This is a genomic window from Nocardioides bruguierae (assembly GCF_023656415.1).
Taxonomy (GTDB): Bacteria; Actinomycetota; Actinomycetes; order Propionibacteriales; family Nocardioidaceae; genus Nocardioides; species Nocardioides bruguierae.
On record NZ_JAMOIL010000016.1, the window covers coordinates 15,890 to 28,167 of the forward strand.

7 protein-coding genes are annotated in these 12,278 nt (G+C 72.9%); 6 read left to right on the forward strand and 1 reads right to left on the reverse strand.

What is annotated here, in order from left to right; genetic code table 11:
* The first annotated feature begins 12 nt into the window (after positions 1 to 12).
* From M8330_RS13105 to betT, 4 genes are all read left to right on the forward strand, one after another.
* Entirely contained in the window at positions 13 to 354 is a 342-nt protein-coding gene (locus tag M8330_RS13105) for a hypothetical protein (RefSeq protein WP_250053255.1), read from the forward strand.
* A 404-nt stretch (positions 355 to 758) separates the two neighbouring features.
* On the forward strand, positions 759 to 2,285 hold the full coding sequence (locus M8330_RS13110; RefSeq protein ID WP_250053257.1) for an aldehyde dehydrogenase family protein: 1,527 nt from the start codon (positions 759 to 761) through the stop codon (positions 2,283 to 2,285).
* Positions 2,282 to 4,018: a choline dehydrogenase gene (gene betA / locus M8330_RS13115; protein WP_250827699.1), complete on the forward strand. Its 1,737-nt coding sequence runs from the start codon at positions 2,282 to 2,284 to the stop codon at positions 4,016 to 4,018. The genes M8330_RS13110 and betA overlap by 4 nt, the downstream gene beginning before the upstream one ends.
* Positions 4,019 to 4,058: 40 nt before the next feature.
* Positions 4,059 to 6,149, forward strand: a complete 2,091-nt coding sequence (gene betT, locus M8330_RS13120) for a choline BCCT transporter BetT (protein ID WP_250827700.1) — start codon at positions 4,059 to 4,061, stop codon at positions 6,147 to 6,149.
* A gap of 98 nt (positions 6,150 to 6,247) precedes the next feature.
* Here the strand turns inward: betT and M8330_RS13125 are convergent, their stop codons facing one another.
* On the reverse strand, positions 6,248 to 8,086 hold the full coding sequence (locus M8330_RS13125; protein ID WP_250827701.1) for a flavin-containing monooxygenase: 1,839 nt from the start codon (positions 8,084 to 8,086) through the stop codon (positions 6,248 to 6,250).
* A gap of 152 nt (positions 8,087 to 8,238) precedes the next feature.
* Here M8330_RS13125 and M8330_RS13130 point away from each other — a divergent pair, with 152 nt between their 5' ends.
* Together M8330_RS13130 and pcrA are read left to right on the forward strand one after the other, a co-directional pair.
* Complete coding sequence (locus M8330_RS13130; RefSeq protein ID WP_250827702.1) at positions 8,239 to 9,477, forward strand: sigma-54-dependent transcriptional regulator family protein; 1,239 nt, start codon at positions 8,239 to 8,241, stop codon at positions 9,475 to 9,477.
* A 146-nt stretch (positions 9,478 to 9,623) separates the two neighbouring features.
* Complete coding sequence (gene pcrA / locus M8330_RS13135) at positions 9,624 to 12,089, forward strand: DNA helicase PcrA (RefSeq protein ID WP_250827777.1); 2,466 nt, start codon at positions 9,624 to 9,626, stop codon at positions 12,087 to 12,089.
* Positions 12,090 to 12,278 lie beyond the last annotated feature (189 nt).

Here is a 12,278-nt window from a genome sequence, read left to right on the forward strand (position 1 = left end):
TACGCTGAGCGCATGGAGATCCTGCGGCACGCCCTGCTCGTCCTTCACCTGCTCGGCTGGGCCGCGCTCTTCGGCGGGCTGCTCGTGCAGGCCCGCGACCCCGAGAAGAAGGTCAACGCCGCGATGCGCGACGGCATCGGCACCGCGTTCGTCATGGGCCTGGGCCTCGTCGGCGTGCTGGAGGCGGGTGACGACCCGGTCAACCACGCCAAGATCGGCGTGAAGCTCGTCGTGGGCCTGGTGCTCCTCGTGCTGGTGATGGCGAACATGAGGAAGCCGTCGATCCCGCAGGGCCTGTGGGTCGGGCTGCTCGGCCTCACGATCCTCAACGTCTGCGTCGCCGTCTTCTGGTGACGCACCCGCACTGACACGCACCCCCGGCGACGCCGGGTCGCCTCTCCGGGCGGCCCGGCGTCGCTGCGTCCGGAACCTCTTGGCAGGCCCCTGACCTGCGACGACGGGTGTCGCACAAGCGCCGCGCCGGGTAAAGAAAACCGGCACCGGTGTTTCAGCCTCCTCTCAGGCGGTAACCGTGGGGGCAGGGGTGAGACCGCGTCCGGCCGGGAGACCGGCCCTCTCGGAACGCCGTCGTCACCACGTCCTCGTCGATCCCCCTCGACGCCACGCCCGACCGCGCCCGCGGTGGCGGGGTGCCGCGGCGCGCCCGTCGGGGGCGCCGCCCCACCACCGACACGCCAGCCGGCAGCCCGCCAGCCCGAGACCCGCCCGTCCCAGACCCGGAGGAGACCGCGCGAGCCATGTCCACCAGCACCCAGCCCACCCCCAGCCTCCACATCGACGGCACGTGGCGCGCGGCCGCCGACGGCGAGACGCGGGAGATCCGCTGCCCCGCTGACGGCAGCCACGTCGTCACCGTCGCCGAGGGAGGTGCCGCGGACGCCGAGGCCGCGGTCCTGGCCGCCCGCCGTGCGTTCGACGAGGGCCCCTGGCCCCGGACGCCGGCCCCCGAGCGCGCCGCCCTCCTGCACCGCCTCGCCGACCGGCTCGAGGCCGAGAAGGACGAGGTCGCCCGCCTGGAGTCCCTCGACACCGGCAAGCGGTTCGTGGAGTCGCAGATCGACGTCGACGACATCGTCACCGTGTTCCGGCACTTCGCCTCCCTGGCCCAGGCCGAGGCCGGCCGCGTCGTCGACCCCGGAGTCCCGGACGTCTCCAGCCGGGTCGTGCACGAGCCGATCGGCGTGTGCTCGCTCATCACCCCCTGGAACTACCCGCTGCTCCAGACGTCCTGGAAGGTGGCCCCCGCGCTGGCCGCCGGCTGCACGTTCGTGCTCAAGCCCAGCGAGATCACCCCGTCCACGTCGATGTGGCTGCTGCGCACCCTGGCCGACCTCGGCCTGCCCGAGGGCGTGGCCAACCTGGTCACCGGCGCCGGCGACCGCGTCGGCCCGACGCTGACCGAGCACCCGGCCGTCGACCTGGTCTCCTTCACCGGCGGCATCGTCACCGGCCGGCGGATCATGGCCTCGGCCGCGCCGACCGTGAAGAAGGTCGCCCTGGAGCTGGGCGGCAAGAACCCCAACGTCGTCTTCGCCGACGCCGACCTCGACGCCGCGATCGACAACGCGCTCACGGCCGTGTTCCTCGACTCCGGCCAGGTCTGCTCCGCGGGCGCCCGGCTGGTGGTGGAGGAGAGCATCCACGACCAGGTCGTCGACACCCTCGTGCGCCGGGCCGAGGGCATCCGCCTCGGCGGCCCCTTCGACGACGACGCCGAGACCGGCCCGCTCATCTCCGCCGCGCACCGCGAGAAGGTCGAGGCCTACGTGGCCGCCGCGGTGGCCGAGGGGGCGGTGCTGCGCACCGGCGGCGAGCGCCCCACCGGCGGCGCCTGGGACGACGGGTTCTACTTCCCGCCCACCATCCTCGACGCCTGCTCCTCGGCGATGACCTGCGTGCAGGAGGAGTCCTTCGGGCCGGTGCTCACCGTCGAGACCTTCTCCGGCGAGACCCGCGAGGAGGCCGAGGACGCCGCCGTGGCGATCGCCAACGACACCATCTACGGCCTGGCCGGCGCCGTGTGGAGCGCGGACGGCGGCCGCGCCGAGCGCGTCGCCCAGCGGCTGCGCCACGGCACCGTCTGGATCAACGACTACCACCCCTACGTCGCCCAGGCGGAGTGGGGCGGCTTCAAGCAGAGCGGCACCGGCCGCGAGCTCGGCCTCGCCGGGCTCGAGGAGTACCGCGAGACCAAGCACATCTGGCACAACACGCGACCGGCCCGTGCGGGCTGGTTCACCGACCGGACGGAGGACGGGCAGTGAGCGAGAAGTACGACTACGTGATCGTCGGGGGTGGCTCGGCGGGCTCGGCCCTGGCCAACCGCCTCTCGGCCGACCCCGGCACCAGCGTCCTGGTGCTCGAGGCGGGCCGCAGCGACTTCCGGCTGGACCCCTTCATCCACATGCCGGCGGCGCTGCCGTACCCGATCGGCAACAAGCTCTACGACTGGAAGTACGAGTCCGAGCCCGAGCCGCACATGAACGGCCGCCGCGTCTACCACGCCCGCGGCAAGGTGCTCGGCGGGTCGTCCTCGATCAACGGGATGATCTTCCAGCGCGGCAACCCGATGGACTACGAGCGCTGGGCCGGCGACCCCGGCATGGAGCACTGGGACTACGCCCACGTGCTGCCGTACTTCAAGCGCATGGAGACCCGGATGCTCGCCGACGGCAGCGTCGGCGCGGACGCCTGGCGCGGCGGGTCCGGGCCGCTGGTGCTCGAGCAGGGCCCCGCCACGTCCCCGCTGTTCAACGCGTTCTTCGAGGCCGCCCAGCAGGCCGGCCACCCGCTGACCGACGACGTCAACGGCTACCGCCAGGAGGGCTTCGCCCGGTTCGACCGCAACGTGCACCGCGGCCGCCGGCTCTCCGCGGCCCGCGCCTACCTGCACCCCGTGCGCTCGCGGAAGAACCTGACCGTGCGCACCCTGGCGATGGTCACGGGGCTGCGCACCCAGGGCAACCGGGTCACCGGCGTCGAGTACACCCGCGGCACCCGCAAGGGTCGCTCGAGCGTCGTCGAGGCCGGCGAGGTCATCCTGTGCGGCGGCGCCATCAACACCCCGCAGACGATGCAGCTGGCCGGCATCGGCCCGGCCGACCACCTGCGCAGCCTCGGCATCGACGTCGTCGCCGACCTGCCCGGCGTCGGCGCCAACCTGCAGGACCACCTCGAGGTCTACATCCAGCACGCGGCGAAGCAGCCCGTCTCCATCGCCCCCTGGCTCAAGCACCGGCACAAGCCGCGCATCGGGGCGGAGTGGCTCTTCGGCCGCAGCGGCGTCGGCGCGTCCAACCACTTCGAGGCGGGCGGCTTCATCCGCTCCAACGACGACGTGGCCTACCCGAACCTGATGTTCCACTTCCTGCCGATCGCGATCCGCTACGACGGCTCGCAGCCGGCCTCGGAGCACGGCTACCAGGTGCACATCGGGCCCATGTACTCCGACGTGCGCGGCTGGCTGAAGATCCGCAGCACCGACCCGTACGAGCACCCGGCCATGCAGTTCAACTACCTCTCGACCGAGAACGACCGGCGCGAGTGGATCGAGATGATCCGCAAGGCCCGCGAGATCCTCGAGGCCCCGGCCTTCGCGCCGTTCTCGGCCGGAGAGATCTCGCCCGGCCCGTCGGTCGAGACCGACCAGGAGATCCTGGACTGGGTGGCGCAGGACGCCGAGACGGCTCTGCACCCCTCGTGCACCGCCAAGATGGGCACGGGCGAGGACGCGGTCGTCGACCCGTCCTCGATGAAGGTGCACGGCGTCGAGGGCCTGCGCGTCGTGGACGCCTCGGTGATGCCCTACGTGACCAACGGCAACATCTACGCCCCCGTGATGATGCTGGCCGAGAAGGCCGCCGACCTGATCGCCGGGAACACGCCGCTGCCCGCGCTCGACGCGCCGTTCTACCGGCACGGCACGGGCATGCCGCTCTACCCGGAGGGCGACCCCCGCAACGCCGCGGCCCCCGGCACCGTCCGCGCCGGCCGCTGAGCCGCACGCCCGCCCTCCCCACGACCAGCAGGAGGTACTCGTGACCGCCATCGACACCCCGCCCACCCCGTCCGCCGACGCGGCCGGGCCACCGGAGGACCAGAAGGACTGGACCCTCGACAAGCCCGTGTTCCTCACCGCCGCGGCGATCACCCTCGCCGTGACGGTGTGGTGCGTGGCCTGGCCCGACCACGCCTACTCGACCCTGGAGTCCGTGGTCGGCTGGGTGTCGACCTGGTTCGGCTGGTACTACGTCGCGCTGACCACCAGCGTGCTGCTCTTCGTGCTGGGCCTGGGCTTCTCCCGGTTCGGGCGGGTCCGGCTCGGCCCCGAGCACTCCCGGCCGGAGTTCTCCACCGGCGCCTGGGCCGCGATGCTGTTCGCCGCCGGCATCGGCACCGACCTGATCTTCTACGCCGTCTACGAGCCGGCCTTCCAGTACCTCAACCCGCCGGCCATCGAGGGCGGCACCACCGAGGCCGCCCGTGAGGGCACCGTGTGGACGCTGTTCCACTACGGCCTCTCGGGCTGGGGGATGTACTCGCTCATGGGCATGGCGCTGGCCTACTTCGCCTACCGGCAGGGCCTGCCGCTGGCGGTGCGCTCGGCGCTGTACCCGATCTTCGGCACGAAGGTGAACGGCCCCATCGGCACGACCGCCGACACCGCCGCCATCCTGGGCACCATCTTCGGCGTCGCCACCTCGCTCGGCATCGGCGTCGTCAGCCTCAACGTGGGCCTGGAGATCGTCTTCGGCCTCTCCGTCGGCCTGCCCGTGCAGATCGGCCTGGTCGTGCTGGCCATCGCCATCGCCACGCTCTCCGCGGTGACCGGCGTGGACCGCGGCATCAAGCTCATCTCGCAGTTCAACGTGCTGCTGGCCATCGTGCTGGCCGCCTACGTGCTGGTCACCGGCCGCACGGCGCACCTGCTCAACTCGCTGGTGCAGAACGTGGGCGACTACGTGACGATGTTCCCGGGCATGACGAACCGGACGTTCGCCTACACCGACACCGGTGACTGGATGAGCTACTGGACCCTGTTCTTCTGGGCCTGGTGGATCGCCTGGGCGGCCTTCGTCGGCATGTTCCTGGCCCGCATCTCCCGCGGCCGCACCATCCGCCAGTTCGTGGCCGGCGCGATGATCATCCCGTTCAGCTACATCGTCATGTGGATCGGGATCTTCGGCAACGCCGCCCTCGACGAGCTGCGCAGCGGCAACACCGACCTGGCGGACGTGGTCAACGACGCCAGTGGCCCCGACACCGCCCTGTGGTCGCTGCTCCAGCAGTACCCCGGCTTCACGTTCGTCGCCGGCGCGTTCATCCTCATCGGCCTGCTGTTCTACGTCACCTCCGCCGACTCCGGCGCCCTGGTGATGGCGAACCTGTCGAGCCGCCTCAAGAGCGCCAACCACGACGCCGGCCCGTCGCTGCGGATCTTCTGGGCGGTCGCCACCGGCGCGCTGACGCTGGCCATCCTGGCGGCGGGCAACATCTACGCCCTCCAGTACGCCACCGTGATCATCGGCCTGCCGTTCGCGTTCGTGATGATCGGCGTCATGTGGGGCCTGTGGAAGGCGCTCTCGGCCGAGGGTCACCTCGCCGACAGCCGCCGCGGCGCCATGCCCGGCGTGCTCTCGGGCCGCAGCACCCCGAGCGAGCGCGAGCGCGGCTCCTGGCAGTCCCGCCTGCGCCGGTCCATGGACTTCCCCGACCAGCGCCGCGCGGACACCTACCTCTCCGAGACCGCCGTCCCGGCCCTCGAGGACGTGGCGGGCGAGCTGCGCGAGCAGGGCGTCGAGGTCGTCGTGGAGTCCGTGGTCGCCGAGCCCGAGCCGGGCACGGAGTCGGCCGACGAGGGGGTCGCCGAGCCCGCCGTCGTCCTGCGTGCCGGCGTGGGGGAGCGTCCCTTCGTCTACCGGCTCCAGCGCACCCGCGCCGCCACCCCGAGCTACGGCGGCCGGATGTCGCGCGGCGACGACTGGTACTTCCGCCTCGAGGTGCACCTGCGCGAGGGCGGGCAGGGCTACGACGTGATGGGCTACAGCCGCGTGCAGCTCATCGACGACGTGCTCGACCAGTACGAGCGGCACCTGGAGTTCCTGCGGCTGGGCGGCAGCACCGTCTGAGGCGACCCGCCCACGCCGCACGCACAGCGCCCCACGACCCGTCCTGGGTCGTGGGGCGCTGTCGTGGGCGCTGTCGTGGGGCACCGTCGCATGCGGGGTCAGGACCGGTGGTGCACCTCCTGGAGCCGGTAGACCGGCGTCTCGATGCCCTCGTGGCGGGCCTTGAGCTGGAGCGCCAGGTAGAGGGAGTAGTGCCGCGACTGGTGCAGGTTGCCGCCGTGGAACCACAGGTTCTGCTGCTGGGTCGGCTTCCACATGTTGCGCTGCTCGCCCTCCCACGGGCCGGGGTCCTTGGTGGTCTCCGAGCCGAGGCCCCACACCTTGCCGACCCGGTCGGCGACCTCCTGGCTGATCAGGTCGGCGCACCAGCCGTTCATGGAGCCGTAGCCGGTGGCGTACACGACGAGGTCGGCGGGCAGCTCGGTGCCGTCGGCGAGCACCACCGCGTCCTCGGTGAGGTGGTCGACCTGCCCGTGCGCGAGGTGCACCTCGCCGTCCGCGACCAGCTCGGCGGCACCGACGTCGATGTAGTAGCCCGAGCCACGGCGCAGGTACTTCATGAACAGGCCCGAGCCGTCGTCGCCCCAGTCGAGGTCGAAGCCCGCCGCCTCGAGCCGGGCGTAGAAGTCGGCGTCGACCTCGGCCATCTTCTCGTAGGCGGGGATCTGGAACTCGTGCATGATCCGGTACGGCAGGGAGGCGAAGACCAGGTCGGCCTTCTCCGTGGTCATGCCGGCCGCGAGCGCCCGCTCGGAGTAGAGGTCGCCCAGGCCGTGCTCCATCAGGGAGGCGCTCTTGACGATGTGCGTGGAGGAACGCTGCACCATCGTCACGTCGGCGCCGTGCTCCCACAGGGCCCCGCAGATGTCGAAGGCCGAGTTGTTCGAGCCGATGACGACGGCTCGCTTGCCCGCGTAGGCGTCGGGGCCGGGGTGGGCCGAGGAGTGGTGCTGGTCGCCGCGGAAGACCTCCATGCCCGGGAGGGACGGGAGGTTCGGCTTGCCCGACATCCCGGTGGCCATCACCAGCTGGGTGGGGCGCAGCGTCAGCGCCTCCCCGTCCCGCTCGACCTCGACCGTCCACTGCCCGGTCTCCTCCGAGAAGGACGCCGACGTCGCGACCGTGGAGGACCAGTACGGCACCTCCATGACCCGGGTGTACATCTCCAGCCAGTCGCCCACCTTGTCCTTGGGGGCGAAGACGGGCCAGTTGTCCGGGAACTTCAGGTACGGCAGGTGGTCGTACCAGACGGGGTCGTGCAGGCACAGGGACTTGTACCTGTTGCGCCACTGGTCGCCGGGCCGGGCGTGCTTGTCGATCACCAGGGCCGGCACGCCGAGCTGGCGCAGGCGCGCGCCCAGGGCGATGCCGCCCTGCCCGCCCCCGACGACGAGGACGTAGGGCTGCTCGGTGCGGCCCAGGGCGGCGTCCTCGGCCTCGCGCCGCTCCAGCCAGGACGAGCGGTCGCGCCGGGCGCCGTGCTCCGCCCCCATCGGGCGGCGGGTGCCGCGGGGCTCCTCGTGCCCGACGAGCTCGTACATCGTGGTGAGCATGGTCCACGCGCGGTCGGCGCCGTCCTCCTCGCGCAGCCGCAGCAGGCCGCGGCACCGGCCCACGGACGTGGTGAGCCCGAACCAGGCGGTCACGACGCCGCCGTCCTCGCTGGCCTCCTCCTCGAGGACGAGGCCGTGCGGGTCGACCCGCTCCAGGGTGTGCTCCAGGAGGTCGGCGACCCCGGCGCGGTCCTCGACGGTGGTGAGGTTCCACGAGAACGCGACGAGGTCGCGCCAGAAGCTGGTGGTGGCGAACATGCCGGCCGCGGCCCGGACGTCGCGGGCGGCGAGCGCCGCCTCGAAGTCGCCCAGCCAGCGGGTGGCCCGCTCGCTCGGGGTGGGCGCCGCCGCGGTGTCGGCGGGCCTGTCGAGGATCTCGGTCATGGGTGCTCCCTTCGCTCACCGGGCTGCCCTGCTCGGTGTGACCGGCAGCACACTCCGGGGCGTGCCGGTGGCGGAACCGTTGCGACGTGTTGCAGGCTCCACGGGGCGATTCTCCTGTGGCGTGCGTCACGGTGGCGCTCTACGCTCACCGCATGCCCACCCGGTCTCCCGCGTCCGACCCGCGGTTCGAGGCCGTCGCGCCCGGCACCGACCTCGGCGTGCGCGCCCGCGAGCTGCGCCGCATCCGCGACGCGGTGCTCGGTGGCGGACGCGCTCCGTCGCGGCCCCGGGCCCTGGTGGCCCGCTCCTGGCGGCGCGTCCTGGACGTGGGCCTGGACCCGGACGGCGACAACGCCCGCGACCCGCTCGGCCCGGCCGCGGTCGAGGAGGCCCGGCGCGCGAGCCGGCTCTCCCTCGTGGTCGACGAGCTGCGCCTCGTCCTGGGCAGCGTCGCGGACGCCTCGCACTTCCTCGTGGTGATCACCGACGCCGACGGCGTGGTGCTGTGGCGCGACGGCGCCGCCGGCGTCCGCCGCAAGGCCGACGACCTGGGTTTTGCCGAGGGGGCGACCTGGACGGAGCGGCAGGTCGGCACCAACGCGATCGGCACCGCCATCGCCGAGGCGGCGCCCGTGCAGCTGTTCTCGGCCGAGCACTTCGAGGCCCAGCAGCACCCCTGGTACTGCACGGCCGCCCCGGTCCACGACCCGCGCGACGGGTCGCTGCTGGGGGTCGTGGACGTCAGCGGCCCGGCCCTGACCCTGCACCCGGCGATCGGCGGGCTGGTGGCCTCGGCGGTGCGCCTCGGCGAGGCCGGGCTGTGGCGGCGCCACCACGAGGACCTCGAGCGGCTGCGGCGGCGCACCGAGCACGTGGTCGGCGGCAGCGGGCCGTTGCTCGTGGTGGACGACGAGGGCTGGGTGGCGCACCGCGTCGGGGTCGCCGCCGGGCCGCGGCTGGAGGCGCCCTCGGCGGGGCGGCCGCTGGCCGTGCCCGGCCTCGGGGTCTGCCTGGCCGAGCCGCTCGGCGACCGCCCCGGCGACGGGTGGCTGGTGCGGCCGGCGGCCACGGCGGCGTCCGCCCGACCGCTGCGCGCCCGCCTCCTGGCGGGCCCGCCCGCCGTCCTCGAGGTGGCGGACGGCGGGGGCGGGGCGCCCTGGCGGGTGCAGCTGACGCCGCGGCACGCCGAGATCGTGCGGACGCTCGCCGCGGCCGGGTCCGCCGGCACGGACGCGGCAGGACTCAGCCGCGCGCTGCACGGGGACGCCGAGCACCTGGTGACCGTGCGGGCCGAGGTCTCGCGGCTGCGCCGCGTCCTGGGTGCCCTCGTGCTCAGCGGGCCCTACCGGCTGGCGCCCGAGGTGGTGCTGGAGATCGAGCCTCGCTCCTGAGGTGCTGCTGCCGGGGCCGGGGCCGGGGCCGGGGCCGGTGCCGGGGCTGTGGAGACGACTCGGCCGCGGTCGGCGGCGCGCCGTAGGCTGGAGGCAGCATGAGCGACACCGACTTCAGCCCCTCCGCCAGCGCCGACCTGGGTGGCATGCTGCCCGGGTTCGACCACCTGACCCCGGCCGCGCCGGCCCGCACCGAGCGCCGCGGGCCGACCCGCGAGCAGCTGCTCGAGGGCCTCAACGAGCCGCAGGCGGCAGCCGTCGTCCACGAGGGCGCGCCGCTGCTGGTGGTGGCGGGTGCCGGGTCGGGCAAGACCCGGGTGCTGACCCGGCGGATCGCCTGGCTGATCCAGGAGCGGCGTGCCCACCCCGGCTCGATCCTGGCCATCACCTTCACCAACAAGGCCGCGGCCGAGATGAAGGAGCGGGTGGAGGACCTCGTGGGCAAGCGCGCCCGCATCATGTGGGTCTCGACCTTCCACTCCGCGTGCGTGCGCATCCTGCGCAAGGAGGTCGAGCGCACCGGGCTGAAGTCGAACTTCTCCATCTACGACGCGCAGGACCAGAAGCGCCTCATGACGCTGGTCTGCAACGACCTGGACCTCGACCCCAAGCGCTACCAGCCCAACGCACTGCTGAACTGGGTCAGCGACCACAAGAACGAGCTGAAGGACGCCGAGGCCGCGACGGCGGAGGCGTCCAACAAGCTCGAGGAGACCTACGCGGCCGCGTACACGCTGTACCAGCGGCGGTTGCGCGAGGCGAACGCGCTCGACTTCGACGACCTGATCATGACGACGGTGCACCTGCTCCAGTCGAACCCGGAGGTCCGCGAGACGTACCGCCGCCGGTTCCGGCACGTGCTGGTCGACGAGTACCAGGACACCAACCACGCGCAGTACGCGCTCGTGCACCAGCTGTGCGCGGACCCGTTCGACGCCGGCACCCTCGCGGGCGGGGACGCCGGGGCCGAGGCGTCCGCGGAGCGCGTGCCGCCCGCCGAGCTGATGGTCGTGGGTGACGCCGACCAGTCGATCTACGCCTTCCGCGGCGCCAACATCCGCAACATCCTCGACTTCGAGCAGGACTTCCCCGACGCGACGTCGATCCTGCTCGAGCAGAACTACCGCTCCACCCAGACGATCCTCACCGCGGCCAACGCGGTCATCGGCCACAACAAGGGCCGCAAGGAGAAGCGCCTGTGGTCGGACGCGGGCGCGGGGGAGAAGATCGTCGGCTACGTCGCCGACGACGAGCGGGACGAGGCACGCTTCGTCTCCTCCGAGATCGACGCGCTCACCGACGCCGGCGGCCGCCCGGGCGACGTCGCGGTGTTCTACCGCACCAACGCCCAGTCGCGGATCTTCGAGGAGACGTTCATCCGCACCGGCCAGCCCTACAAGGTCGTCGGCGGCGTGCGCTTCTACGAGCGGCGCGAGGTGCGCGACGCCCTGGCCTACCTGCGGGTCCTGGCCAACCCGGAGGACCAGGTCTCCCTGCGCCGCATCCTCAACACCCCCAAGCGCGGCATCGGTGACCGTGCCGTGGCCTGCGTCAACGCCTACGCCGAGCGGGAGTCGATCACCTTCTGGCAGGCGCTGCAGCGCGCCGAGGAGGCCCCGGGCCTGGCGACCCGCTCGCTGTCGTGCATCCGCACCTTCACCGACCTGCTGCTCGAGCTGGGGCAGATGGTCGCGGCCGGCGAGCGGGCCGACGTCATCCTCGAGACCACCCTGGACCGCTCCGGCTACCTGGTGGCGCTGGAGGAGTCCGAGGACCCGCAGGACGCCACCCGGCTGGAGAACCTGGCCGAGCTCGTGGCCGTGGCCCGGGAGTTCTCGGAGGACCCGCAGGCCGGCCCCTCGGCGGACCCCGCCGACGTCGACGCGGGCACCGTGGCACCCGGGCTCGGGGACTTCCTCGAGCGGGTGGCCCTGGTGGCGGACGCGGACCAGATCCCCGACGACGAGGAGAACGGGGACGGCGTCGTCACCCTGATGACGCTGCACACGGCCAAGGGGCTGGAGTTCCCCGTCGTGTTCCTCACCGGCATGGAGGACGGCGTCTTCCCGCACTCCCGGGCCCTGGGTGACCAGCCCGAGCTGGAGGAGGAGCGGCGGCTGGCCTACGTCGGGATCACCCGCGCCCGGCAGCGGCTGTTCCTCTCGCGGGCGATGGTCCGCTCCGCGTGGGGGGCCCCGGCGCACAACCCGGCGTCCCGCTTCCTCGACGAGCTGCCCGTCGACCTCGTCGACTGGCGCCGCACCGAGGCGGCCCAGGCCGCGTGGTCGCGGCCGGACCTGTCGAGCCAGTGGGGCAGCCAGGGGCGGACCTACGGCTCGGGGGAGTCCTCGGGCACGTTCGGCTCCCCGACGGCGGCCGGCCGCCGCAACTTCTCCGCAGCCGCGGCCCGGGCGGACGCGGCAGGCAAGGCCAAGGCGGCCAAGGTCGTGCCGAACCTCGACCCGGGCGACCGGGTCACCCACGACTCCTTCGGCCTCGGTACGGTCGTCTCCGTCGAGGGTCAGGGCGACAAGTCCGTGGCGTCCATCGACTTCGGCTCCGCCGGCGTCAAGCGGCTCCTCCTGCGCTACGCCCCCGTCCAGAAGTTGTGAGGTCGTGGCCCCGAGGAACGAGGGGCCACGACACCGAACAAGGTCGAGGGAGCGCCACGGCTGAGCCTGCGAAGCCGTGACGCGCGGCTCGAGACATCCCGCACGTGCGCAGGACGTGCGCCGACGCCGGTGGTCTCGAGGAAGGACGGAGTCCTGTCGCGACACCGAGGTGCCGGTGGGCGAGAAGAC